Source organism: Serratia sp. 2880STDY5682894, from assembly GCF_001537385.1.
Taxonomy (GTDB): domain Bacteria; phylum Pseudomonadota; class Gammaproteobacteria; order Enterobacterales; family Enterobacteriaceae; genus Serratia; species Serratia nevei.
In genome coordinates this window covers 156,021-181,033 of the sequence record NZ_FCJA01000005.1, presented here as the reverse complement: position 1 = coordinate 181,033, position 25,013 = coordinate 156,021, and the positions used below count along the sequence as shown (strand labels likewise).

The window sequence follows — 25,013 nt, the reverse complement described above, 5'->3', positions numbered from 1 at the left end:
GGGCGCGCCACAGGGCGCCCGATTCTGTGTCTAACGTTCCACCCAGCCCAGCGTGCGCTTGGCGAAGGCGTCGCGCACCGCCGGCAAACGCTCCATCGCCATCAGCCCCAGATTACGGCCGACCACCAGCGGGACATAACGGTTGGCGAACAGGCGGATCAATCCGTCGGTCACGCCGATCGTCGCCTGCTGATCGTTTTGCCGCCGCTGCTGATAGCGACTCAGCAGCGCATAACCGCCGGCGTCTTCGCCGCTGTCTACCGCTTCCGCCAGCGTTTCCGCCAGCGACATCACGTCGCGCAGGCCGAGGTTGAACCCCTGCCCGGCGATCGGATGCAGCGTCTGCGCCGCGTTGCCCACCAGCGCCAGACGATGGCTGACATGGCGATCGGCGGTCAGCAGGCTGAGCGGATAACTGTGCCGTTTACCGGCCTTGAGGATACGCCCCAGCCGCCAGCCGAAGGCCTGTTGCAGCTCGGCGATAAAACGCTCGTCGTCCCAGGCATCCACCCGGGCGCGATCTTCGCGCGCATGGCACCACACCAGCGAACTGCGCCCCTGCGACATCGGCAGCAGCGCCAGCGGCCCGTAGCGGGTAAAACGCTCGAAGGCGCGCCCCTGCGGATCTTCCGCCGTGGTGACGTTGGCGATGGTGGCGAACTGCGGATACTCCTCCTGCCGCCACTGCACGTTGCAGGCCTGCGCCAGCGCCGAACGTGAACCGTCGGCCGCCACCAGCAGCTGCCCGCACAGGCGCAGACCGGTATCCAGTTGTACTTCCGCCCGCTCTGCGGTGCGAATCACGTCCACCACCCGCGCGGGGCAATGCAGCGTAACGCCCGGCGCCTTCGCCAGCAGCGCGAACAGCCGCTGCCCGGCGTCGTGCAGTTCGATCACCTGGCCAAGCGCATCGACCTGATAATCCTGCGCCTGCAGATTCACGAAACCGGCATGGCCGCGATCGCTGACGTGCACCTGAGTGATCGGGGTGGCGCAGTCGCGCAGCGCCGGCCAAACGCCGATGCGTGCCAGCTGTTGGCAGGTGCCCTGCGCCAATGCGATGGCGCGGGCGTCAAAGCCCGGATGGCTGCGGTCATCCGGCCGAGTCGCCTCGACCAGATCCACGGCCATTCTTCCCTGAGTAAGCGACGAGATAGCCAGCGCCAGCGTCGCGCCAGCCATACCGCCACCAACGATAATTACGCTCATTCCGTTACCTTGCCGCCGCCATCAAAGCCTCGATGGCATCGGCGTCTTTCACCACGGTGGCGGTCAGGTTTTCGTTGCCGTCGGCGGTGATCACGATGTCGTCCTCGATGCGGATGCCGATGCCGCGGTATTCCGCCGGCACGTCCGCATCCGGCGCAATGTACAGCCCCGGTTCCACGGTCAGCACCATGCCCGGCTCCAGCAGCCGATCGCGGCTCGGCGTGCCGTAGTGGCCGACGTCGTGCACGTCGAGGCCCAGCCAGTGGCTCAGCCCGTGCATGAAGAACTGCCGGTGCGCTTGTTCGGCGAGCAGCTGGTCGACTTCACCTTTCAATACACCCAGTTCCACCAGCCCGACCACCATGATGCGCACCACTTCGTCGTTGACTTCGCGGATGCTGGTGCCGGGTTTGAACAATGCCAAAGCGCGCAGCAGCGACGCCAGCACAATGTCGTACACCGCGCGCTGCGGCTTGCTGAACTTACCGTTAACCGGGAAGGTGCGGGTAATGTCGCCGGCGTACCCCTGATACTCGCAGCCGGCGTCGATCAGCACCAAATCGCCCTCGCGCATCTGGCTCTCGTTCTCGGTGTAGTGCAAGATGCAGCCGTTTTCGCCGCTGCCGACGATGGTGTTGTAAGATGGGTAGCGGGCGCCGAGGCGGGTGAATTCATGGTGAATTTCCGCTTCCAGCTGGTATTCGAACATGCCCGGGCGGCATTTTTCCATCGCGCGGGTATGCGCCAGCGCGCTGATCTCACCGGCGCGGCGCATCACCGCCAGCTCTTCCGGCGATTTGAACAGGCGCATGTCGTGCAGCCACGGCCGCCAGTCGGTCACGGTGGCCGGCGCCTGCAGATTCTGGCGGAACCCCTTGCGCAGTTTGTCCAGCGCACCGAACAGGATCTGATCGGCGTATGCGTATTCGCCCTGCGCGTGGTAGACCACGTCCAGGCCATTGAGCAGCAGGTGCAGCTGATCATTGATTTCATCGAACGGCAGCGCGCGATCCACGCCCAGCTTCGCCGGCGCAGCGTCTTGCCCCAGGCGGCGGCCAAACCAGATTTCCGCCGTCAGATCGCGCACCCGGTTGAACAGCACGCTGTGGTTGTGCGTTTCGTCGCTTTTGATCAGCACCAGCACCGCTTCCGGCTCATTGAAGCCGGTCAGGTACCAAAAGTCGCTGTTCTGCCGATAGGGATAGTCTGAATCTGCACTGCGCGTCGTTTCCGGCGCAGAGAAAATAACCGCCGCGCTGGCCGGCGCCATTTTCGCCAACAGCGCCTGACGGCGGTTGTTGAATTCCTGCTGAGTCATTACCTTCTCCTGAAATCATGCCATCCGCACCGCCGGCGGAGGGGCGATAAGACGCTTAGTGCAACGTCGGTTTGATGTTTTCCGGCGCCGTTGGCTTGTGACGGGTGAATTCGCCGTGGCACATGATGGCGGCAACCCGCACATACTCCGCCACTTCTTCCAGCGACTGCTCCAATTCTTCCTGATCTTCATCTTCGTCGTAGCCCAGCTGCGCGATGTTGCGCAGATCGTCGATCGCTTCCCCAACTTCGTCTTTCACCTGGGCCAGCTTCGGCTGCATCATCCCCAGGCCGAGCAGGAAGTGGTTGACCCAACCGGCCAGCGCGTCGGCGCGATCGAACACGCTGACGATCTCCCCTTCCGGCAGCATCAGTTGGAACAGGAATTCGTCGTCTTCGAGCGTTTCGCGCGTCACTTCATACAGCTGTTGCAGCGGTTGGCTGAGCGCCTGCGGGAAGGCGACGCCTTCGTTGGTCAGATCGTGCACCAGCGCCTGCCAGCCGGCATCACGGCTGCCGCCGCACAACAGGCCGCTGATCAGGCCATGCATTTCTGCCGCGGTCAGCGCCACCGACTGCTGGTTGAGGGCCACGGTCAAAGATTGGTAACTTGGAAATGTATTCTGTATAGACATGCGCATTCGTCATCGTTGGCAGGATAAGTTCGTGTTATGCTACCACCAAGGTCCGTCGCTATACCAGATAAGCGCGACACCTCAGTGGCTAGTTATAATCGCGATGTGGCAGGTTTCACACTGCGCCGTCGGGTGGCGAAAGTGCGGTAAATACGCATTTTGAAACCCTTTTTTGACTGGCAATGTGCGCCACAGTAGATTACAACCAGGTACTGAAAAAGGGGTTGTATCTTGGTACCGAGGTATATATAGTGGCGCCCGCTTTGACGGCCCGGCCAGGGCGGACAAGGCTGGCGCGAAATTTAGGCAGGAAGGTGGCATGTCTGCACAACCGGTAGATATTCAAATTTTTGGCCGCTCGTTAAGAGTCAATTGCCCGCCAGAACAACAAGATGCGTTGAATATGGCGGCGGACGATCTTAACCAACGGTTGCAAGATCTTAAAGTTCGCACTAGAGTCTCCAATACTGAGCAACTGGTTTTCATCGCGGCATTGAACGTCTGTCACGAACTTGCTCAAGAACGGTTGAAAACCCGTGACTATGCGTCCAATATGGAACAACGCATACGGATGCTGCAGCAGACCATTGAACAAGCGCTGCTTGAACAAGGTCGCATCTCTGAACGTCAGGATGCACAATTCGAATAACTTAAGTTGTTGAAATCACAGTTTCGGCAACGAGTACAAAATTTCTCTGAGATGTTCGCCAGCGGGCCAGTCCCCTGAGCCGATATTTAGTACAAACAGAATGTGTTGCTCCGCGATCGGTGAGCACGCTCGGTGCGCCGAGAAGCCTTAAGATTGCGACGGCACGTTCACCTTGAACCATGGGTTCAAGGGTTACAGCCTGCGACGGCATCTCGGAGATTCCCCTTTTCAGCGGTTTATGTGTGCCGAACGCCACACTGAGCAAGCCTGATACGATGCCTTTTCAACCCCAATTCGCGCAGCAGCGCCAAGCCATTCGTCAACTGATTCGCCAACGTCGGCGCGAGCTTACGCCGGGCCAGCAACGCTTTGCCGCAGAGAAAATAGCCGAGCGCCTCGTCGCGCATGCGCACATTAAGGCGGCGCACAGCATCGCGGTATTCCTGTCGTTTGACGGTGAACTCGATACCGTGCCGCTGATAGAGCAGCTGTGGACGCTCGGAAAACGGGTTTACCTGCCGGTGCTGCATCCGTTCAGCCCGGGCCACCTGCTGTTCCTGCGCTATGCGCCGGAAACGCCACTGGTGCGCAATCGCTTCAATATTCTTGAACCGCGCCTCGATGTGCGCCAGGTGTTGCCGCTGGGCGAGCTGGACGTCGTGCTGACGCCGCTGGTGGCATTCGATCATACCGGGCAACGTCTGGGTATGGGTGGCGGCTTTTACGATCGCACCCTGCAAAACTGGCAGAGCGACGGCCCTTATCCCATCGGGCTGGCCCATGATTGCCAGCAGGTGGAGCACCTGCCGACCGAGCACTGGGATATCCCGCTGCCGGAAATCCTCACCCCGCTCTGCAGCTGGGCGTGGCACGAACCTAAATAGCAAAAGGCCGGATCGCTCCGGCCTTTTTCGTTGCGGCATGCCGCCTAATCAGAACAGCAGACGGGCGCGAATAGTGCCGTCGATGGCCTTCATGCGCTGCAGCGCGGCGTCGGCGCGCGCGGTTTCCGCTTCGATGTCGATCACCACGTAGCCGATTTCCGGGCCGGTTTGCAGATACTGCGCGGCGATGTTAACCCCCTCTTCGGCAAAGATCTGGTTAATCTGCGTCAGCACGCCCGGACGGTTTTCGTGGATGTGCAGCAGGCGGCTGGCGTTCGGGCCATGCGCCGGCAGCGACACTTCCGGGAAGTTGACGGCGGACAGGGTCGATCCGTTGTCGGAGTATTTCGCCAGCTTGCCGGCCACTTCGTCGCCGATGTTCTCCTGCGCTTCCTGAGTGGAGCCGCCGATGTGCGGCGTCAACAACACGTTGTCGAACTCACACAGCGGCGAGTTGAACGGATCGCTGTTGGTTGCCGGCTCTTCCGGGAAGACGTCGATCGCCGCGCCCGCCAGGTGATTGCTGGCCAGCGCATCGCACAGCGCGGGAATATCCACCACGGTGCCGCGCGAGGCGTTGATCAGAATGGCGCCTGGTTTCATCAGCGCCAGCTCTTCCGCTCCCATCATGTTCTTGGTGGCCAGCGTTTCCGGCACGTGCAGCGTCACCACGTCGCTCATATTGAGCAGATCGGACAGATGGCGCACCTGCTGCGCATTACCTAACGGCAGCTTGTTCTCGATATCGTAGAAGAACACCTTCATGCCCAGCCCTTCGGCCAGAATGCCAAGCTGGGTGCCGATATGGCCGTAGCCGATGATACCCAGCTTTTTACCGCGCGCCTCATAGGAGCCCACGGCCAGTTTGTGCCACACGCCGCGGTGCGCCTTGGCGTTGGCGGCCGGAATGCCGCGCAGCATCAACAGCAGCTCGCCCAGCACCATTTCGGCCACGGATCGGGTATTGGAGAAGGGGGCGTTGAAGACCGGAATACCGCGCTTGGTCGCCGCTTTCAGATCAACCTGGTTGGTGCCGATGCAGAAGCAGCCCACCGCCACCAGTTTTTCTGCGGCGGCAAACACCTCTTCGGTCAGATGCGTACGCGATCGGATGCCGACGAAGTGTGCATCGCGGATGGATGCCTTCAGCGATTCGGTGTCTAACGCACCCTTGTGGTATTCGATGTTGGTATAACCGGCGGCACGTAAATTATCGACCGTGCTCTGATGAACCCCTTCCACCAACAGGAATTTAATCCTGTCTTTCTCCAATGATACTTTTGCCATTTACCCGACCCTATGTTCAGACTTCAGAAGCGGCTGTGACGACACAGCTCCCATCCAACATAACAAAAATAACGCGGGCGGCAATACAAACGATTGCCTGCCCGGCAGGACAAGGCGCAGCGTTGATGGCGGTTTACGGCAGAAAATGCCATAGGGAAAGTTTTCGGCAGAAGCTTTGGGGAGTCAGGTTTCACAATGTGACATAAGTCACCAAATTTGCCGTTTTTCAGAAAAGATATTTTAACCGAAGAATTATGCGGCCCGGCGCTACCGGGCCACAGACGGCGGAGGCTTATTTGACCACTTTCACGCCTTCCGGGGTGCCGACCAGCGCCACGTCCGCGCCGCGGTTGGCGAACAGCCCCACGGTCACCACGCCGGCGATGCCGTTGATCTTGTTCTCCAGCGCGATGGCGTCGGTGATGCTCAGGTTATGCACATCGAGGATCACGTTGCCGTTGTCGGTCACCACGTTCTGACGATACTCCGGCAGGCCACCGAGTTTCACCAGCTCACGCGCCACGTAAGAGCGGGCCATCGGGATCACTTCCACCGGCAGCGGGAACTTGCCCAGCACGTCCACCTGCTTGCTGGCGTCGACGATGCAGATGAATTTCTTGGCGATGGCGGCGATGATCTTCTCGCGCGTCAGCGCAGCGCCGCCGCCCTTGATCATCTGCATATGGCCGTTGATTTCGTCCGCGCCGTCCACGTAAATATCGAGCGAATCCACTTCGTTGCTGTCGAACACGTGGATGCCGAGGCTTTTCAGCTTGGCGGTGGAGGCATCGGAGCTGGACACCGCGCCTTCGATCTGGTGCTTGATGGAGCCCAGCGCGTCAATAAAGTGGGCGGCGGTAGAGCCAGTGCCGACCCCGACGATGGTGCCCGGCGTCACGTATTCCAGCGCCGCCCAACCCACCGCTTTTTTCAGTTCATCCTGCGTCATAATATGTCCCTTGCCTCTGTACGAAAACGTGTGCGTATTATAGGGTAAAACGCTGTTTTTCACGCCGGCAGGATCACACTTATTTACCGCAGCCCGCATTTTTACCCGCTTGGCGGCGAGGTGGGGGCGTGATTTTCCACCTGCGCCGTGCGCAAAATGTGGCATAGTGCCGGTATCATTCTAATTTAAGGGATATCTTTCCGATGAAACGCCCAGACTATCGTACGCTGCAAGCGCTGGACGCGGTGATCCGTGAGCGCGGCTTCGAGCGCGCCGCTCAAAAACTCTGTATCACGCAATCGGCGGTATCCCAACGCATCAAACAGCTGGAAAACCTGTTCGGCCAACCGCTGCTGGTTCGTACCGTGCCGCCGCGCCCGACCGAACAAGGGCAAAAGCTGCTCGCGCTGCTGCATCAGGTGGAGTTGCTGGAAGAAGAGTGGCTGGGCAACGACACCGGCGTCGATACGCCGCTGCTGCTGTCGCTGGCGGTCAACGCCGACAGTCTGGCAACCTGGCTGCTGCCGGCGCTGAAGCCGGTGCTGGCGGACTCCCCCATTCGCCTGAATCTGCAGGTGGAAGATGAAACCCGCACCCAGGAGCGGCTGCGCCGTGGTGAGGTGGTGGGCGCGGTGAGTATTCAGCCGCAGCCGCTGCCGAGCTGCCTGGTGGATCGGCTGGGGGCGCTGGACTACCTGTTCGTCGCCTCCAGCGGCTTCGCCGAGCGCTACTTCCCGAGCGGCGTCACCCGCTCCGCGCTGCTGAAAGCGCCGGCGGTGGCCTTCGATCATCTCGACGACATGCACCAGGCGTTCCTGCAGCAGAACTTCGATCTGTCGCCGGGCAGCGTGCCCTGCCACATCGTGAACTCCTCGGAAGCCTTTGTGCAGCTGGCACGCCAGGGCACCACCTGCTGTATGATCCCTCACCTGCAGATCGAAAAGGAGCTGGCATCCGGTGAACTGATCGATCTGACGCCGGGGCTGTACCAGCGCCGCATGCTGTACTGGCACCGCTTCGCGCCGGAAAGCCGCATGATGCGCAAAGTGACCGACGCGCTGCTGGAACACGGCCACCAGGTGCTGCGTCAGGATTAAAACGAAAAAAGGTTCGCCGCAGCGAACCTTTTCTTCAATACGAACACATTACTGCGCGGCGTTGCGCTGCAGCTCGAACACCACATCCACCTGATCGTCGAAGTGAATGCTTTGCTGCTCATAGGTTTGCGCCGCGTCGCTTTCCGCCGCCGCACCGGCCGCCTTATACATCCGCGCCACCGGCATCGGCTGGTAGTTGGCAACCCGGTAGCGAATGCTGTACACCGGCCCCAGCTTGGCGTGGAAGCCTTTGGCCAGGGATTCGGCCTGCTGAGTCGCGTTCTCGATCGCTTTTTGCCGCGCCTGCTCGCGATACACGTCCGGCTTGGCGACGCCCAGCTCCACCGCGCGGATCTCGTTCAGGCCGGATTTCAGCGCGCCGTCCAGCAGCTCGTTCAGCTTGTCCAACTGACGCAGGGTCACCTGCACCTGGCGCACTGCCCGGTAGCCCTTCAGCACCGACTCGCCGGTTTTCAGGTAGTCATATTCCGGCTGGGTGCGCAGGTTGGCGGCGCTGATGTCTTTCTTCTCGATGTTATTTTTCTGCAGGAAATCAAAGTACTGCGCCACGCGCTCGTCCACCTGCTTCTTCGCCTGGGCGGCGTCTTTGGAGGAAACGCTTACTTCGATCGCCAGGGTGGCGATATCCGGCGTGGCGTCCACGCTGGCGGTGCCGGAGGTGACGACGTGCGGCCCTTCAGGCACTTCAGCCGCCTGCAGCGCCATCGGTAACGTCCCTAATCCGACCATTGCGGCCATAGCCAATGCTTTTAGCTTCACAGTGTCTCCTTAATGACAGGCTGTCTCTGATCGCCGGCTTTTCCCTGTAAGAACCGCCGGATTCCTGGCATCAAACGTAGCATATCACGCGGCGTTTTGAATTCGGATTAGTGACAAATTCTTATAAATTTGCCCCCTGCCAGGCCAGCTGCAGCGCGATGCCCCACATCACCAGCCCGACCAGCGCGTTGATGATGCGCTGCGCCCGCTGCGTGTTCAGCCACGGCGCCAGCCAGGAGGCCAGCAGCGCCAGCCCGAAGAACCACACCGCCGACGCGCTGACCGCCCCGAGCGCGAACCAGGAGCGCACGTCCGCCGTCAGCTGCCCGCCCAAACTGCCGAGCACCACAAAGGTATCCAGATAAACATGCGGGTTCAGCCAGGTGACCGCCAGCATAGTGACCACGATGCGCCAGCGGCTCTGCGCCAGCTCCTGCGCCGCGGCCTGCGCCGGTTGCGGGCTGAAGGCGGAACGGAACGCGCCCCACCCGTACCACAGCAGAAACGCCACCCCGCCCCAGGTGACCAGCGCCAGTAGCAGCGGCGAGCGGGTCAGCAAGGCGCTGCCGCCGAAAATACCGGCGCAGATCAGCACGATATCGCTCAATGCGCACAGCGAAGCAATCATCAGATGATACTGGCGGCGAATGCCCTGATTCATCACGAATACGTTCTGCGGGCCCAGCGGCAGGATCATGGCGGCGCTCAGGGCAAAGCCCTGCAGGAAGACGGCTAACATGGGGATTCCTCGAATGATAAAAGGCGCCGGACGAGGGCGCGTGTCGGTCAACACGCGCATCATACGAGGAAGCGATCATTAGGTGAAATTGATGTTTCTAATCCAGTATCAGCGACGCTAATACTCAAATCGGCGTGACGAAACCCAGCTCCTGCGAGATGCGTTGCGCGGTGGCCAGCACCGGTTTAATCAGGCTTTTGACGCCGATTTGCTGCAGCTTGGCGGTCGGCAGAGAAACCGACACCGCATAAGGCACGCGCTGTTGAATATCGAACACCGGCGCTGCCACGCAGGAGACCCCCAGCTCGTTTTCTTCGCGATCCATCGCCATGCCGCGCTGGCGAATATCGGCCAACTCCTCATGCATCTTCGGCAGCTCGGTGATGGTATTGCGCGTCAGCGTCTGAATCTCCTGCTGGTGAGTCTGCCAGTAGTGGGCCGGGTAATCATCGTTGCCGTAGGCCATGAAGATTTTCCCCATCGCCGAACAGTACAGCGGCATATGCTGACCGATATAGGCGCGGGTGCGCATCATGCCGGTGGTCGGCTCCAGCTTGTAGATCAGGATGACGTGGTCGTCTTCGCGGCTGGAGAAGTTGACCGTCTCGCCCACTTCCAGGTTCAGCTGTTCCAAATGCGGCGCAGCCACGTGAATGATATTGAGTGACGACAGCGCCTTCTGGCCGATGGAAATGAACTTGGTGGTCAGGCGGTAGCTGCCCGGCGACGGCGCCTGGGTCACATAGCCGCTGGTGTGCAACCCCTGCAGCAAGCGGTGCACCGTGCTCTTGTTCATGCCAGCCAGCTCGGACAGATGCGCCAGCGGACATCCGTTGGGGAAATTGCTCAGGATCTCAATCAACTGCAAACCGCGGAACAGGCTTTGGCTGCCCAGCGGTTTGTCTTTCTTGTCATCTTTCTCGTCGACGGCTTTCAGGCTCATAGCGAAAATCTCTCCAGTGTCGAACCGCCAACCGGCGCTGCGGCGAAGTCAGCAGGCTCTTTGCCGGGCATGTTACCCCAAGGCCTGCATCAGGTGAAGACGGAACGCCGTTTCATTGTCCGCAGCGGGCCAAGAATCCGCAATATTTCCCCCTCATTGAAGTGAGCCATCGGTCACACTTCCGCAAAGTAAAAAATAACTCATTGTTTAATATCAATAATTAAAACCTCATCGCCTTTGATTTAGCGCAACGAACGTCATATTATTTTTGAAATTGAATTTCGCATGTTGAAATTTAAAGACCAGATACTCACCAGCGGTTTAGCTGATTTGCCCGGCATCTTCGCACGGGCGCAACACCAGGGGCGCATCACATGACTATCGATAATGCGGCACAGCCCATCCTTACCCTCAGCCACATCGTCAAACGATTTGGCGGCAACGTGGCGGTCAACGACGTCAGCCTGCAGGTGATGCCGGGCGAGGTTCTGGCGCTGCTGGGCGAAAACGGCGCCGGCAAATCGACGCTGATCAAAGTGCTGGCGGGCGTCTACCCGCGCGACGGCGGCGATATTCGTTTTCAGGGCGCAAGCATCACCTCCGCCGCCGCGATAAAAAGCGCCAGCCGCCAGCCGATCGCCTTTATTCATCAGGATCTCGGCCTGATTGAATGGATGACGGTGGCGGAGAACATGGCGCTGGTGATGGGGTTTCCCCGCCGCTTTGGGTTGATCGACTGGCGCGCCATTCACCGCCGGGCGGCGCAGGCGCTGCAAGACGTCGGCATCGCGCTCGATCCCGATGCGCGCGTCTTCGAACTCTCGCGCACCGAAAAATCGCTGCTGGCGATCGCCCGCGCGGTGGCGGTCAATGCCGAGCTGCTGGTGCTGGATGAACCGACCGCCTCCCTGCCCGCCAACGACGTGCGTCATCTGTTCGCCGTGATCAACCGGCTGCGCGCCAAAAAGGTCGGCATGATTTACGTCACCCACCGCCTGGACGAAGTGATCGAAATCGCCGATCGGGTCTGCGTAATGCGCGACGGGCGCTATGTCGCCGGCGGCCGCACCGCCGACTACTCGCTGCGCGATCTGGTGCAAACCATCGTCGGCGAAGCGATGGCGGACGATCAGCGCGAACCGCTGCCGGAACATCGTCCGCCGGTGCTGCAGCTCGATAGCGTCACGGTGGGCGACATCGGCCCGGTGAGCTTCGATTTGCAGCCGGGCGAGATGCTGGCGCTGGCCGGCCTGCGCGGGGCCGGGCAAGAAGAGATTGGCCGGCTGCTGTTCGGGTTGCGCCAGGCCGACGGCGGCGCGATTCGGTTTCGCGATCGGCCCTATCAGGCGAGCTCCCCACAGCAGGCGATGGCCTGCGGCGTTTCGCTGGTCGCGGGCGATCGCACCGGCGAAAGCCTGGTGATGTCGATGAGCGTGCGTGAAAACCTGTTTATCAACCCCTGCGCCAGCGGCCACCGGCTGCTCTCCCGCTACGGGCGGCGAGCGGAGATCGGCGCCAGTTGGTGGAAGGTGCAGCTGTTCGACGTACGCCCCAAGGACGTCAATATCGATATCAGCGCGCTGTCCGGCGGCAACCAGCAAAAGGTGGTGATGGCGCGCTGGATGCATCTGGGGGCGCCGCTGCTGATCCTCGAAGATCCCACCGCCGGCGTGGACGTCGGCGCGCGAGCGGAAATCTACCACCTGCTGAATAAATCCCTGGCGGAAGGCGTGGCGGTGCTGGTGATCTCCAACGATTTCGAGGAGATCGCCCATATTTGCAACCGCGCACTGGTATTCAACCGCGGGAAAGTGGTCGGCGAGCTGAAAAATCAGCAGGTGTCATTCGCCAATTTATTGGAGCTGGCCTCTGCCAGCACCGGGGAAAGCGTCGCAATCACGTCAGAATCCGAGGTAGGCCATGTCTAAAACATCCGTTAAATCAACCGCGTTGGAGCAGCGCGTCAGTCTGGCGCAGGACGGCGCCGGTCCGTGGCTGATGCAGGTCCTCACCCGCTATGGCCTGCTGCTGCTGTGCATCGCGCTGGTCGTGCTGTTCTCACTGCTCACCCCCTCCTTCGCATCGATGCTGACGCTGCAGGCTATCTTGTCGAGCAAGGCCAAAATCGCCCTGTTGGCGCTGGCGGCGACCATCCCGATGATCGTAGGCAAGATCGATCTTAACGTCGGTTTCGGCATTGTGCTGTGGCACATTCTGGCGATCACGCTGCAGGTGGAATACGGCTTCTCCTGGCAGATGGCGGTGCTGACGGTGCTGGCGATCTCGGCGCTGTACGGGCTGCTGAACGGCATTCTGGTGGCGCTGGCCGATATCGACAGCTTCGTCGCCACTCTCGGCTCCGGCACCGTACTGTACGCCATTGCCCTGTGGTACTCCGGTGGGCGGCAGATCGTCGGCGACTTGCCGGATGCCTTTATCGCACTGCACCACACCGAGATCGCCGGCATTCCAATCGTGGCGTTTTACGTGCTGATCGTCGCGGTGGTGCTGTGGCTCATCACCGAACACACCCCGCTCGGCCGCTGCATGTATGCGGTGGGCGGCAACCCGGCGGCGGCGCGCCTGAACGGCATCTCGGTCAACCGCTTTACCATCGGCGCCTTCATCACCTCCAGCGTGCTCACCGGTTTCAGCGGCGTGTTGATCGCCGCCGAACAGGGCGTCGGCCAGGCCAGCGTCGGCATGGACTATCTGCTGCCGGCGCTGGTCGGCGCCTTCCTCGGCAGCACCACCATTCGCCCAGGGCGCGTCAACGTCTGGGGTACCGTGGTCGGCATCGCCATTCTGGCTATCGGCATCGCCGGCATTCAGCAGTTCGGCGGCGAATTCTGGGTCGAGCCGCTGTTCAACGGCGCGACGCTGTTGCTGTCGATCACCCTGGCCGGCTATGCCCAACGCCGTCGGCTGCTCAATCAGAAAGCGGTACAACGCAGCCAGGCGACGCCGGCTGACAACAACAATCAGACAGCGACCCACCCTTAAACCAGGAGCACACCATGAAACGCATTTGGCTGTTACCGGGGTTCACCACATTCTTGCTCGCCGCATCGCCGGCCTGGGCCGACGCCTATCTCGATCAGGCCACCGCCGCCGTCGCGAAGGCTACCGCCAGCGCCACCCAGTGGGACGGCCCCACCAGCGGCCCGCAGCTGCAGGCCAACAAGAAGATCATTTTTATCGCCTCCGACATGAAGAACGGCGGCGTGCAAGGGGTGCAACAGGGGTTGAGCGAAGCGGCGAAAGCCGCCGGCTGGAAGCTGGAAACGCTCGACGGCGGCGGCTCGGTGAAAGATCAGCTGGCATCGCTCAATCAGGCCATCGCCCAAAAACCGGACGGCATCGTGATCGGCGGCTGGAACCCTAACGTCGCCAAGATCCCGCTGAAAAAGGCCGTGCAGCAGGGCATCGTGCTGACCGCCTGGCACGCGGTGCCGGAACCGGGCCCCATCGCCAAATACAACGTGTTCTATAACGTCACGTCGGACTCCAACGAAGTGGCGCGCATCGCCGCGCAATACGCGGTGGTGCAGTCCGGCGGCAAGGCGAGCGTGCTGATCTTCACCGACTCGCTGTATCAAATCGCCTTGGACAAGGCCAACGTCATGAAAGACGAGATCGCCAAATGCAGCGGCTGCACGCTGCTGGAATTCATCGATACGCCGCTGGCCGATACCGCCAACCGCATGCCGGCAATGACCTTCAGTCTGCTGCAGAAGTACGGCGACAAATTCCAATATGCGCTGGCGATCAACGATCTGTACTTCGACTTTATGGCGCCGGCGCTGAAGACCGCCGGCAAAGGCGGCAAGAACGCACCTTACAACGTATCGGCCGGCGACGGTTCGATCTCCGCTTACCAGCGTATCCGCTCGGGCGACAGCCAGTCGGCGACGGTGCCGGAACCCTTGAAGCTGCACGGTTGGCAACTGCTGGACGAATTCAACCGCGCCTTCGCCAAGCAGCCGCCTTCCGGCTACGTGACCCCGGCGCATCTGGTGACCCGCGACAATATCGCCGCCGACGGCGGCGCCAATAACCTGTATGACCCGCAAAACGATTACCAGGGCCACTACAAAGCGATCTGGGGCGTGAAGTGAACGGCGATTCATTGCGCACGCACGCCCGGCTCGAGCGCCTGTGTTCGCCGGCGATCTGGGCCGAGGGGCCGGTCTGGCTGCCGCAGGAGGATGCGGTGGTGTTCAGCGACGTGAAAGGCAATCGCATGTTCCGCTGGTCGCGCCGGGGTGAGCTGACCCTATACCGCTCGCCGTCGCACTACGCCAACGGCAATGCGTGCGACGGCGAAGGGCGCGTGGTCAGCTGTGAACACGGGCGGCGCGGCATCAGCCGCACCGAAAGCGATGGCGAGGTGCGCCTGTTGATCGATCGCGTCGACGGCAAGCGCTTTAACTCGCCGAACGACGTGGCGGTGCGTTCCGACGGCACCCTGTGGTTCACCGATCCGCCCTACGGCATCATCGGCGACGAAGAGGGTTACAAATCGGAAAGCCAGGTGATCGGCTGTTATCTCTACAGCTTCGATCCGCGCGATGGTTCGCTGACCATCGCCGCCTGCGACCTGCAGCGCCCGAACGGCCTGGCGTTTTCACCGGATGAAAAATGGCTGTACGTTGCGGACATGTCGATCGTGGATTTTCCGACGCTGGGCCGCCGAGAGCTGCGCGTCTATGCGGTCAACGGCCGCGGGCTGGAAGCCGGCCGCCGTTTCGCGACGGTGGAGCCCGGTTTCCCGGACGGCTTCTGCGTCGATCGGGCCGGCAATCTGTTTTGCAGCTGTGCCGACGGCGTGCTGGTCTTTGATCCACAGGGGCGACAGATCGACAAAATCAGCGTGCCGGAACGCGTCTCCAATTGTACCTTCGGCGGCCCGAACGGCGATGAACTCTATATCACCGCCACCACCTCACTCTACCGCATGGTGCTGAACACCCGCGGTTAGCCGGGGTCTCGCAAGACGCAGGGTGGGTTTCGATCCGCCCTGCTTTGTCACGTCTGAAGCACGCCATCTCCACCAAAATGTGGCGACGATCACAAAATCACCACTCAATTTTAACGTCATGTTTTTCATGAATAATTTTACTCCCCCTTGCTTTGACTTCCCTGAATCGCCGGGATAGCATTTATTTGAAATGCAATTTCGTATATTGAAATTTAGCGAACCAAAAACAGGCGATTCGCACAGGTGGAGATCCGGCATGAGAGTGAGTTACAGCGAGTTAAAACACCAATTCAAACGCGTGCTGCTGGCGCGCGGCGTGGCGGAGCACACCGCCGATGACTGCGCCGGCATGTTCGCCGACACCACCGCCAGCGGCGTTTATTCCCACGGCGTTAACCGCTTTCCGCGCTTTATTCAGCAGCTGGACGCCGGTGATATCGTGCCAGACGCCGAACCCAGCAAACTGTTGTCTCTGGGGGCGATCGAGCAATGGGATGCGCACCAGGGCATCGGCAACCTTACCGCCCGCCGCATGATGGATCGCGCCATGCAATTAGCCGACGATCATGGCATCGGCCTGGTGGCGCTGCGCAACGCCAACCACTGGATGCGCGGCGGCGGCTACGGCTGGCAGGCGGCGGAGAAAGGCTATATCGGCATTTGCTGGACTAACTCGATCGCCGTGATGCCGCCGTGGGGCGCCAAAACGTGCCGTATCGGCACCAACCCGCTGATCGTCGCCGTACCCGGCAACCCGATCACCATGGTGGACATGTCGATGTCGATGTTTTCCTACGGCGCGCTGGAGCTGAACCGGCTGGCGGGCAAAACCCTGCCGGTGGACGGCGGCTTCGACAACGACGGCCGCCTGACCCGCGATCCGGCGACCATCGAGGAGAACCGGCGCATTCTACCGATGGGGTACTGGAAAGGATCGGCGCTGTCGATCGTGCTGGACATGATCGCCACCCTGCTGTCCGGCGGTGCCTCGGTGGCGGAAGTGACGGAAGATCACCGCGATGAATACGGCGTCTCGCAGGTGTTCATCGCGATTGAGATAGACCGGTTGATCGACGGCGACAGCCGCGATCAAAAACTGCAGCGCATCATGGATTACGTCACCAGCGCCGAACGGGACAATCCCGACGTCGCCATTCGCCTGCCGGGCCACAAGTTCCCGCGCATTCTGGAAGAAAACCTGCGCGACGGCATTCCGGTCGACGAACGGGTTTGGGCGCGCATTCAGGCGCTGTAACGGGAGGATCATCATGATATTCGGCCACATCGCCAACACCGCGCCCGAGCAGTACCCGGCGCCGGTCGCCAACGCCGTCGCCTATTTGCAGCGCACCGATTTCAGCGTCTTGCCCGCAGGGCGCTATGAAGATCCCGCCACCGGCTACGTGGTGCAAGTGCTGGATCTGCATACCCAACCGCCGGATGCGCTGCGCCCGGAAGTACACCGGCAAAACGTCGACGTGCAGTTTCTGGTCAGCGGTACCGAGCTTATCGGCGTAGCGGCGGACAACGGCGACAACGTCATTCATCAGGAGCTGCTGGCACAGCGCGACATCCTGTTTTATCAGGACGTGACCGACGAATCCTGGCTCACGATGCGGCCCGGCAACTTCGCGGTATTTTTTCCGCAGGACGTGCATCGCCCGGCCTGCATTAACCAACGCCCCTGCGCGATACGCAAGGTGGTGGTGAAGATACCGCTGGCGTCTTTTAGCGCCTGATAGACGCAACACCCGTAACGATAACAACACCGGTCCATGAGGCCTGTGCGGGCGCCCTTGCGCCCAAATCAAGCAAAACAATAACGCCCGACCCTACAAAAAGCGAACATCGAAAGAGGTCCTTATGAATACAGCCTCCGTTTCCGTCAGCCAAAGCCAGGCGATACCCAAGCTCCGCTGGCTGAGGATCGTGCCGCCGATCCTCATTACCTGCATCATTTCTTACATGGACCGGGTCAACATCGCCTTCGCCATGCCCGGTGGCATGGATGACGAACTCGGCATCACCGCCTCGATGGCCGGGCTGGCCGGCGGCATCTTCTTCATCGGTTACCTGTTTCTGCAGGTGCCCGGCGGCAAGCTGGCGGTATACGGCAACGGCAAGAAATTCATCGGCTGGTCACTGTTGGCCTGGGCGGTGATCTCGGTACTGACCGGCCTGGTCACCAACCAGTACCAGCTGCTGTTCCTGCGCTTCGCCCTCGGCGTTTCCGAAGGCGGCATGCTGCCGGTGGTGCTGACCATGATCAGCAACTGGTTCCCGGATAAGGAGCGCGGCCGCGCCAACGCCATCGTCATCATGTTCGTACCGATCGCCGGCATTCTCACCGCCCCGCTGTCGGGTTGGATCATCACCGCCTGGGACTGGCGCATGCTGTTCCTGGTGGAGGGCGCTCTCTCGCTGGTGGTGATGGCGCTGTGGTATTTCACCATCAGCAACCGGCCCCAAGAGGCCAAATGGATCTCGCAGGCGGAAAAAGAGTATCTGGTGAAGACCCTGCACGACGAACAGCTGCTGATCAAAGGAAAAACGGTGCGCAACGCCTCGCTGCGCCGGGTGCTGGGCGACCGGATCATGTGGCAGCTGATCCTGGTGAATTTCTTCTACCAGACCGGTATCTACGGCTACACCCTGTGGCTGCCGACCATTTTGAAAGGGCTGACCCACGGCGATATGGAGCAAGTGGGCCTGCTGGCTATCTTGCCCTATATCGGCGCCATCTTCGGCATGCTGATCATCTCCACCCTCTCCGATCGCACCGGCAAGCGCAAAGTCTTCGTCGCCCTGCCGTTAGCCTGCTTTGCCGCCTGCATGGCGCTGTCGGTGCTGCTGAAGGATCACGTCTGGTGGTCTTACGCTGCGCTGGTCGGCTGCGGCGTGTTTATTCAGGCGGCGGCCGGGGTGTTCTGGACCATCCCGCCCAAATTATTCAACGCTGAAGTGGCCGGCGGCGCGCGCGGCGTGATCAATGCGCTGGGCAACCTCGGCGGCTTTTGCGGCCCGTATATGGTCGGCGTCCTGATCAGCCTGTTCAGCAAGGATGTCGGCGTCTACAGCCTGGCAGCCTCGTTGGCGATCGCCTCCGTGCTGGCGTTGATGTTGCCCAATAAATGCGACCACAGCGCGAGGAGCGAATGATGGAATATTGGCTGGGGCTCGACTGCGGCGGCACCTTCATCAAGGCGGGTTTATACGACCGCAGGGGCCATGAACACGGCGTTGCGCGGCGCAATCTGGCGATCGTCGCGCCGCAGCCCGGCTGGGCCGAGCGCGATATGGCGTCGCTGTGGCGCACCGCCGCCGACGTGATCCGTGAAGTGCTGTCCGCCAGCGGCGTCGCCGCCGGCGCCATCCAGGCCATCGGCATCTCGGCGCAGGGTAAGGGGGCGTTTTTGCTGGATAAGCAGGGGCAGCCGCTGGGCAACGCCATGCTCTCTTCCGATCAGCGCGCGCTGGCGCTGGTGCAGGAATGGCAACGGCAGGGCGTGCCGCAGGCGCTGTATCCGCAAACGCGCCAAACGCTGTGGACCGGGCACCCGGTCTCGCTGCTGCGCTGGCTGAAGCGGCATCAGCCGGAACGTTACGCCCGCATCGGCAGCGTGCTGATGGCGCACGACTACCTGCGCTATTGCCTGACCGGCGAGCTGGCCTGCGAAGAAACCAATATCTCCGAATCCAACCTGTATCAGATGCGCAGCGGACGCTATGACCCGGCGCTGGCGCAGCTGCTGGGTATCGGCGACATCATGCCCGCCCTGCCGACGATTGTCGGTTCGGCCGAGATCGCCGGGCGCATCGAGGCAAACGCCGCGGCCATCACCGGCCTGCAAACCGGCACCCCGGTGGTCGGCGGGTTGTTCGACGTGGTGTCCACCGCGCTGTGCGCCGGACTGCAGGACGAAACCCGACTCAATGCGGTGATGGGGACCTGGTCGGTCACCAGCGGCATCACCGACGCCATCGTCGAGGGTTTCGATCATCCCTTTGTCTATGGCCGCCACGCCGAAAACGGCCAATACATCGTGCACGAAGCCAGCCCCACTTCCGCCGCCAACCTGGAATGGTTCTGTCACCAATGGGGGCTGCAGGACTACGACCAGCTTAACCGCTGGGTCGCCGCCCTGCCGAAAGCCGCCGGCGATCTGCTGTTCGCCCCTTTCCTGTATGGCTCCAACGCCGGCCTGGGGCTGAGCGCCAGCTTCTACGGTCTGCAGGCCTTCCACCAGCGCGAGCACCTGGTGCAGGCGATCTACGAAGGTGTGGTGTTCTGCCACATGACGCACCTTAACCGCATGCGCCGGCGTTTCCCTGAGGCGCAGGCGCTGCGCGTGACCGGCGGCCCCGCCAAATCCCTCCCCTGGATGCAAATGTTCGCCGACGTCAGCGGCCTGCCGGTTGAGCTGCCGCAGGTGGAAGAAACCGGCTGTCTGGGCGCGGCGATGGCGGCCATGGTCGGCAGCGGCGTCTTCAACGATTTCACCGCCGCCCAGCACCGGCTGGCGCCGCGTATCGAGCGGCTGCTGCCGGATGCGGCCGCTGCCGAAGCTTACGACAACAAACACCAACGTTATCAGGCGCTGATTGCTGCATTGCAACATCTGCAGCCCGCCAACAAGGAGGCCCCATGAGCACGAAACCGCGCCTGCAGCTGGCGCTCGATCAAACCCGTTTGGATACGGCGCTGCGCACCGCCGAGACCCTCAGCCCCCATGTGGACATCATCGAGGCCGGTACCATTTTGTGCATCAGCGCCGGCATTCAGGCGGTTAGCGCGCTGCGCGAGCGCTGTCCGCAGCACACGCTGGTGGCCGATCTCAAGGTAGCCGACGCCGGTGCGACGCTGGCCGAGCAGGCCTTCGGCCAGGGCGCGAACTGGATGACGGTGATCTGCGCCGCGCCGTTGGCCACCATGGCCAGCGCGCGGGAGGTCGCCGAGCGTCACGGCGGTGAAATCCAGATCGAACTGTTCGGCCGCTGGACATTGGAGGATGCGCGGCAATGGCGCGGCCTCGGCATCCGCCAGGCGATCTATCACCGCGGCCGCGACGCGCAGGCCAGCGGGCAAACCTGGGGCCGGCAGGATTTGGATCGGATGAAGGCGCTGTCCGATCTGGGCATCGAGCTGTCGGTGACCGGCGGCATCACGCCCGCCGACCTGCCGCTGTTTAAAGAGATCGCCGTCACCGCCTTTATCGCCGGCCGCGCGCTGGCCGAGGCCGGCGATCCGCCGGCGGCCGCCAGGCAGTTCCGCACCGCCATCGATGACATCTGGAGATCATGATATGCGTCAGCACCCGTTGGGAATTTACGAGAAAGCGCTGCCGAAACACCTGAGCTGGCCCGAACGCCTGGCGCTGGCCAAGGCTTGCGGCTTCGACTTCGTCGAAATGTCGGTGGACGAAAGCGATGAACGTCTGGCGCGCCTGAGCTGGAGCAAAGCTCAGCGCCTGGCACTGGTGGACGCCATGCTGGAAACCGGCATCCGCATTCCGTCTATGTGCCTCTCCGGCCACCGGCGCTTCCCGTTTGGCAGCCACGATCCGGCGCTGCGACAGCGCGCCTTCGACGTGATGGAACAGGCCATTCAGCTGGCCAAAGATGTCGGTATCCGGACGATCCAGCTGGCCGGCTACGACGTGTATTACGAAGAGCAGGACGAGGGGACGCTGGCGCGCTTTAGCGAAGGCATGCAGTGGGCGGTAGACCGTGCCGCCGCCGCCCAGGTGATGCTGGCGGTGGAAATTATGGATACCGCCTTTATGAACTCGATCGGGAAATGGAAAGCCTGGGACACCCTGTTGGCCTCGCCGTGGTTCACGGTGTATCCGGACGTCGGCAACCTCAGCGCCTGGGGCAACGACGTGCCGCGTGAATTGGAGTTGGGCATCGATCGCATCGCCGCCATTCACCTGAAAGACACCTACCCGGTCACCGCCACTTCGCCGGGGCAATTCCGTGACGTGCCGTTTGGCGAAGGCTGCGTCGACTTCGTCGAGGTGTTTCGCACGCTGCAGCGCCTCAATTACCGCGGCGCATTCCTGATTGAGATGTGGACAGAAAAAGCCGAGGAGCCGGTGGCCGAGATCGTTCAGGCCCGCCGCTGGATCGAACAGAAAATGCAACAAGGGGGCATGACATGCTGACTCAGTTAAAACAACAGGTGCTGGAGGCCAATCTCGATCTGCCGCGCCATAATCTGGTGACCTTTACCTGGGGCAACGTCAGCGCGGTGGATCGCGAACGCGGTCTGGTGGTGATCAAGCCTTCCGGCGTTGAATACGAGCATATGACGGCGGAGGATATGGTGGTGGTCGATCTGGCCAGCGGCCGCACCGTCGAGGGGGCAAAAAAACCGTCGTCGGACACCGCCACCCATCTGGCGCTGTACCGCGAATTTGCCGATATCGGCGGCATCGTCCACACCCATTCGCGCCACGCCACCATCTGGGCGCAGGCCGGGCTGGACATCCCCGCCTGGGGAACCACCCACGCCGACTATTTTTATGGCGCGATCCCCTGCACTCGCCTGATGACCCAGGATGAAATTGAGCACGATTACGAACTGGAAACCGGCAACGTGATTATCGAAACCTTCCGCCGGCGCGATATCAATCCCAACGCTATCCCAGCGGTACTGGTCAATGCCCACGGCCCCTTCGCCTGGGGCAAAGACGCCCACAACGCGGTGCATAATGCGGTGGTGCTGGAAGAAATTGCCTACATGGGCATTTTCTCGCGCCAGCTGACGCCGGGCATTCACAGCATGCAGCGCGAGCTGTTGGACAAACACTATCTGCGCAAACACGGCCAAAACGCCTACTACGGGCAGTAGGTCCGCCGGGGCCCCAGCCGTTGCACCCGATGCTTTGCCGCATCGGGTGCAACGGGCATGAGGCGCAGTGTAGCGAAAACCGCATTCGCTCATCGACGCGAAATTCGCTATCATCCGCACCCATCCTCCAGCCGGCCGCCCGATGTCTACGATCACCGATACCTTTATCGCCCCGCCATGCCATGACCAAATAGAGATCCTCTATCAGGACGATCATCTGGCGCTGATCAATAAGCCGGCCGGGCTGCTCAGCCTCTCGGGCAAGAATCCGCAGAATCTCGATTCGGTACACCATCGGCTGGTACAGATCTTCCCCGGCTGCGCCCTGGTGCACCGCCTGGATTTCGGCACGTCCGGGTTGATGGTGGTGGCCCGCAACAAGGCCGCCAACGCCGCGCTCTGCCGGCAGTTCAGCGAGCGCACCGTCAGCAAAGTGTACAGCGCGCTGCTCTGCGGCCATCTGGCGGATAACGAAGGGGTCATAGACGCGGCAATCGCCAAAGATCCGGCGCTGTTCCCGCTGATGTCAATTTGCGCCCTCCACGGCAAACCCGCCCGCTCCCACTATCGGGTCATCGAGCGTTTTTATCGTGAAGCGGAGGGCGGGATCTCGCTGCCGCTGACGCGGGTGCAGCTCACCCCAGAGACCGGGCGCACCCACCAGCTGCGTATTCACAGCCGGCAGTTGGGCCACCCTATTTTAGGCTGCGATCTGTATGGCGGGCGTCTGCTGCCGGGTACCGAACAGACGCCGCGGCTGATGCTGCACGCCAGCGAGCTGGACTTTGTGCACCCCATCAGCGGAGCGCGGATCGCCGCTCGTCACGCCGCGCCGTTCTGAACGCGGTTTACCACATCAAATCGTCAGGCACTTTGAAGTCGGCGTACGGATCGTCTTCATCCTGCTCTTCCTGACTCAGCGCGCTGTGCAGCACAATGCTGGCTGCATCGCGCTGCGCGATTTTATCGGCGACGCTCGCAGGGATAATCGCGTATTCACACTCTTCGCGGTTCTCGACCACCAAGCGGGCAATGGCGAGACGGCCATTGATCAGCTGGGTCTGCGTCGCCTTATCCACCAGGATTTTCTTGATCAGGTTACCGTCGGTGAAGTTGAAACCGATATCGCCTTTCGCCAGGACGATGCGGTTCATCTCGATCAGCTGCTTCACCTGCGCCTTGTATTCTTTGGACAGCGCGGCCTGCTTTTGCTGTTCGCTCAGCTGCTTATCGCGCTCAAGCTGTGCTTTTTTGTTCTCTTCCACCGCCTCTCTGGCCTCACGGGCCTGAACGCGTGATTTTTTAGCCGTTCTTTGGACTTTGGCCATTTTCTTGCTGGTAACCAAGCCCGCTTTGAGCATCTGCTCTTGTAAGGTGAGTTTTGTCATGTTCGTGTCTGAAGCCGTGGGGTCATGGGGGGATTATACCCGTAATTTTTCAGGCTGCACCAGGTTGCCGGCCCGTACGTTGGCGGTTTGCGCCGCAGGGCAACGGCGGCAAACCGGCCCGAACGCCAGATCATGAATACCGCTCATGTAGTAATGAAATTAAGTCTCTTTCACTCCCATCGGGACTCTGGCAAAAATAGACCTCATTAACGACAGACAATATGAAATCGGCTGAATAAAAAAAGAGAAAAACAACCCATTGAAAGAAATGGATAAATCCAGCCTTCATATCATATAACAGGATGCTATAAGACGATGAATAGAGACTTTGCCTTTACGATTAAGAGCAGTTCTTTCGATGAAGATTATAACCCTTCTGAAAGTACGCGTATCACCACCAACTTCGCCAATTTGGCCAGAGGGGAAAACCGCCGGGAGAACCTGCGCAACACGCTGGTGATGATTAACAATCGCTTCAATTCGTTGGCGCATTGGGATAACCCCAAGGCCGACCGCTATTCGGTTGAGCTTGAAATCATTTCGGTTGAGATGCGCGTTGAAGTTAAGGGTGCCAGCTTCCCGGTGATTGAAATCCTGAAAACCAACATCATTGATAAAAAAACGCAAAAGCGTCTTGAGGGCATCGTCGGGAATAACTTCTCGTCTTACGTGCGCGATTACGACTTTAGCGTCTTGCTGCCGGCGCACAATAAAAACACGGCGGAATTCAACATTCCGGATGATTTCGGCGATTTGCACGGCAATATCTTTAAGCACTTCGTCAATTCAAACGCATACCATGAGAATTTCAGCAAACCGCCGGTGATCTGCCTCAGCGTGTCCAGCAAAGACACCTATCATCGGACGGGCAATCAACATCCGGTGTTGGGCGACGAATATCGGCAAGACGGCGTTTCGCTGACCGACCGGTATTTTAAAAAAATGGGCCTGCAGGTGCGCTACTTCATGCCGAAAAATAGCGTTGCGCCCCTGGCGTTTTATTTCCCCGGAGATTTGCTGAGCGATTACACCGATCTGGAACTGATCGGCACCATCAGCACGATGGAGACCTTCCAAAAAATCTATCGGCCTGAAATTTACAATGCCAACTCGGCGGCAGGGCAATGCTATCAGCCAAGCCTGAATAACCAGGATCATTCATTAACCAAGATTGTTTACGATCGCGAAGAGCGTAGCCGGTTAGCGATTGAGCAGGGGAAATTTACGGAAGAGCAATTTATCAAGCCCTACAAGCCCATTCTTGAGCAATGGTCTGCTCACTACGCGCTTTGATTCACTTAA

At 60.7% G+C, this 25,013-nt stretch carries 25 protein-coding genes and 1 other RNA gene; 17 read left to right on the top strand and 9 right to left on the bottom strand.

The features are described 5' to 3' along the window. Window positions 1-30: 30 nt before the first annotated feature. The 3 genes from ubiH to AWX27_RS13470 are packed head-to-tail and all read right to left on the bottom strand — an operon-like array spanning window position 31 to window position 3,161. Complete coding sequence (ubiH, locus tag AWX27_RS13480) at window positions 31-1,209, bottom strand: 2-octaprenyl-6-methoxyphenyl hydroxylase (RefSeq protein ID WP_060422815.1); 1,179 nt, start codon at window positions 1,207-1,209, stop codon at window positions 31-33. A gap of 4 nt (window positions 1,210-1,213) precedes the next feature. Continuing rightward, a complete protein-coding gene (gene pepP / locus AWX27_RS13475) occupies window positions 1,214-2,527 on the bottom strand; it encodes a Xaa-Pro aminopeptidase (RefSeq protein ID WP_060422812.1) in 1,314 nt (437 codons plus the stop codon). Window positions 2,528-2,582: 55 nt separating this feature from the next. Then, entirely contained in the window at window positions 2,583-3,161 is a 579-nt protein-coding gene (locus AWX27_RS13470) for a YecA/YgfB family protein (RefSeq protein ID WP_038871164.1), read from the bottom strand. 319 nt (window positions 3,162-3,480) lie between these two features. Here AWX27_RS13470 and zapA point away from each other — a divergent pair, with 319 nt between their 5' ends. From zapA to AWX27_RS13455, 3 genes are all read left to right on the top strand, one after another. After that, window positions 3,481-3,810 (top strand): cell division protein ZapA, encoded by a 330-nt coding sequence (gene zapA / locus AWX27_RS13465; protein WP_004931621.1) that lies wholly within the window; start codon window positions 3,481-3,483, stop codon window positions 3,808-3,810. A 40-nt stretch (window positions 3,811-3,850) separates the two neighbouring features. Continuing rightward, window positions 3,851-4,033, top strand: a non-coding RNA gene (gene ssrS / locus AWX27_RS13460) — 6S RNA. Between the two features lie 52 nt (window positions 4,034-4,085). Continuing rightward, window positions 4,086-4,694 carry a 5-formyltetrahydrofolate cyclo-ligase gene (locus AWX27_RS13455; RefSeq protein ID WP_060422809.1) on the top strand — a complete coding sequence of 203 codons (609 nt, stop codon included), beginning with the start codon at window positions 4,086-4,088 and terminating at the stop codon, window positions 4,692-4,694. A 48-nt stretch (window positions 4,695-4,742) separates the two neighbouring features. Here AWX27_RS13455 and serA read toward each other — a convergent pair whose 3' ends face one another. Then, entirely contained in the window at window positions 4,743-5,981 is a 1,239-nt protein-coding gene (serA, locus tag AWX27_RS13450; protein WP_025304156.1) for a phosphoglycerate dehydrogenase, read from the bottom strand. A 292-nt stretch (window positions 5,982-6,273) separates the two neighbouring features. Beyond that, window positions 6,274-6,930: a ribose-5-phosphate isomerase RpiA gene (gene rpiA, locus AWX27_RS13445; protein ID WP_025304157.1), complete on the bottom strand. Its 657-nt coding sequence runs from the start codon at window positions 6,928-6,930 to the stop codon at window positions 6,274-6,276. A gap of 203 nt (window positions 6,931-7,133) precedes the next feature. Between rpiA and AWX27_RS13440 the strand changes: the two genes are divergently transcribed. Further along, entirely contained in the window at window positions 7,134-8,027 is an 894-nt protein-coding gene (locus AWX27_RS13440; RefSeq protein WP_038871151.1) for a LysR family transcriptional regulator ArgP, read from the top strand. Between the two features lie 48 nt (window positions 8,028-8,075). On the opposite strand, the gene AWX27_RS13435 is transcribed toward AWX27_RS13440, so the two are convergent. The 3 genes from AWX27_RS13435 to AWX27_RS13425 all read right to left on the bottom strand — a co-directional run bounded on the left by AWX27_RS13435 (window position 8,076) and on the right by AWX27_RS13425 (window position 10,489). Further along, complete coding sequence (locus AWX27_RS13435; protein ID WP_025160209.1) at window positions 8,076-8,807, bottom strand: oxidative stress defense protein; 732 nt, start codon at window positions 8,805-8,807, stop codon at window positions 8,076-8,078. 121 nt (window positions 8,808-8,928) lie between these two features. Continuing rightward, window positions 8,929-9,546: an arginine exporter ArgO gene (argO, locus tag AWX27_RS13430; protein WP_004931603.1), complete on the bottom strand. Its 618-nt coding sequence runs from the start codon at window positions 9,544-9,546 to the stop codon at window positions 8,929-8,931. A 124-nt stretch (window positions 9,547-9,670) separates the two neighbouring features. Further along, window positions 9,671-10,489 (bottom strand): IclR family transcriptional regulator, encoded by an 819-nt coding sequence (locus AWX27_RS13425; RefSeq protein WP_049199270.1) that lies wholly within the window; start codon window positions 10,487-10,489, stop codon window positions 9,671-9,673. A gap of 374 nt (window positions 10,490-10,863) precedes the next feature. Between AWX27_RS13425 and AWX27_RS13420 the strand changes: the two genes are divergently transcribed. From AWX27_RS13420 to AWX27_RS13365, 12 genes are all read left to right on the top strand, one after another. After that, the gene (locus tag AWX27_RS13420) at window positions 10,864-12,417 is read left to right on the top strand and encodes a sugar ABC transporter ATP-binding protein (protein ID WP_060422804.1); all 1,554 of its coding nucleotides are present in this window, start codon (window positions 10,864-10,866) and stop codon (window positions 12,415-12,417) included. Then, window positions 12,410-13,492 carry an ABC transporter permease gene (locus AWX27_RS13415; protein WP_060422800.1) on the top strand — a complete coding sequence of 361 codons (1,083 nt, stop codon included), beginning with the start codon at window positions 12,410-12,412 and terminating at the stop codon, window positions 13,490-13,492. The genes AWX27_RS13420 and AWX27_RS13415 overlap by 8 nt, the downstream gene beginning before the upstream one ends. A gap of 14 nt (window positions 13,493-13,506) precedes the next feature. Next, window positions 13,507-14,607, top strand: a complete 1,101-nt coding sequence (locus AWX27_RS13410; RefSeq protein ID WP_060422797.1) for an ABC transporter substrate-binding protein — start codon at window positions 13,507-13,509, stop codon at window positions 14,605-14,607. After that, complete coding sequence (locus AWX27_RS13405) at window positions 14,604-15,470, top strand: SMP-30/gluconolactonase/LRE family protein (RefSeq protein ID WP_060422792.1); 867 nt, start codon at window positions 14,604-14,606, stop codon at window positions 15,468-15,470. Before AWX27_RS13410 ends, AWX27_RS13405 begins: the two co-directional genes overlap by 4 nt. A gap of 256 nt (window positions 15,471-15,726) precedes the next feature. Continuing rightward, complete coding sequence (gene yiaK, locus AWX27_RS13400; RefSeq protein WP_060422789.1) at window positions 15,727-16,725, top strand: 3-dehydro-L-gulonate 2-dehydrogenase; 999 nt, start codon at window positions 15,727-15,729, stop codon at window positions 16,723-16,725. Window positions 16,726-16,738: 13 nt separating this feature from the next. Then, a complete protein-coding gene (locus AWX27_RS13395; RefSeq protein ID WP_060422785.1) occupies window positions 16,739-17,209 on the top strand; it encodes a NanQ anomerase/TabA/YiaL family protein in 471 nt (156 codons plus the stop codon). A 124-nt stretch (window positions 17,210-17,333) separates the two neighbouring features. Then, on the top strand, window positions 17,334-18,629 hold the full coding sequence (locus tag AWX27_RS13390) for an MFS transporter (RefSeq protein ID WP_060422782.1): 1,296 nt from the start codon (window positions 17,334-17,336) through the stop codon (window positions 18,627-18,629). After that, the gene (locus AWX27_RS13385) at window positions 18,629-20,119 is read left to right on the top strand and encodes an FGGY-family carbohydrate kinase (RefSeq protein WP_060422779.1); all 1,491 of its coding nucleotides are present in this window, start codon (window positions 18,629-18,631) and stop codon (window positions 20,117-20,119) included. Before AWX27_RS13390 ends, AWX27_RS13385 begins: the two co-directional genes overlap by 1 nt. After that, entirely contained in the window at window positions 20,116-20,772 is a 657-nt protein-coding gene (gene ulaD / locus AWX27_RS13380; RefSeq protein ID WP_060422776.1) for a 3-keto-L-gulonate-6-phosphate decarboxylase UlaD, read from the top strand. Before AWX27_RS13385 ends, ulaD begins: the two co-directional genes overlap by 4 nt. 1 nt (window position 20,773) lies before the next feature. After that, window positions 20,774-21,634, top strand: a complete 861-nt coding sequence (locus tag AWX27_RS13375) for an L-ribulose-5-phosphate 3-epimerase (protein ID WP_060422773.1) — start codon at window positions 20,774-20,776, stop codon at window positions 21,632-21,634. Then, complete coding sequence (gene araD / locus AWX27_RS13370) at window positions 21,628-22,323, top strand: L-ribulose-5-phosphate 4-epimerase (protein WP_060422769.1); 696 nt, start codon at window positions 21,628-21,630, stop codon at window positions 22,321-22,323. Before AWX27_RS13375 ends, araD begins: the two co-directional genes overlap by 7 nt. Before the next feature lie 142 nt (window positions 22,324-22,465). Then, window positions 22,466-23,164, top strand: a complete 699-nt coding sequence (locus tag AWX27_RS13365; RefSeq protein WP_060422763.1) for an RluA family pseudouridine synthase — start codon at window positions 22,466-22,468, stop codon at window positions 23,162-23,164. Between the two features lie 7 nt (window positions 23,165-23,171). On the opposite strand, the gene AWX27_RS13360 is transcribed toward AWX27_RS13365, so the two are convergent. Next, window positions 23,172-23,711 (bottom strand): DUF2058 domain-containing protein, encoded by a 540-nt coding sequence (locus AWX27_RS13360; protein WP_025160208.1) that lies wholly within the window; start codon window positions 23,709-23,711, stop codon window positions 23,172-23,174. 315 nt (window positions 23,712-24,026) lie between these two features. On the opposite strand from AWX27_RS13360, the gene AWX27_RS13355 reads away from it, so the two are divergent. After that, window positions 24,027-25,004, top strand: coding sequence for a DUF1852 domain-containing protein (locus AWX27_RS13355; RefSeq protein WP_060422759.1), 978 nt, complete (start codon window positions 24,027-24,029; stop codon window positions 25,002-25,004). The last annotated feature ends 9 nt before the right edge of the window (window positions 25,005-25,013 follow it).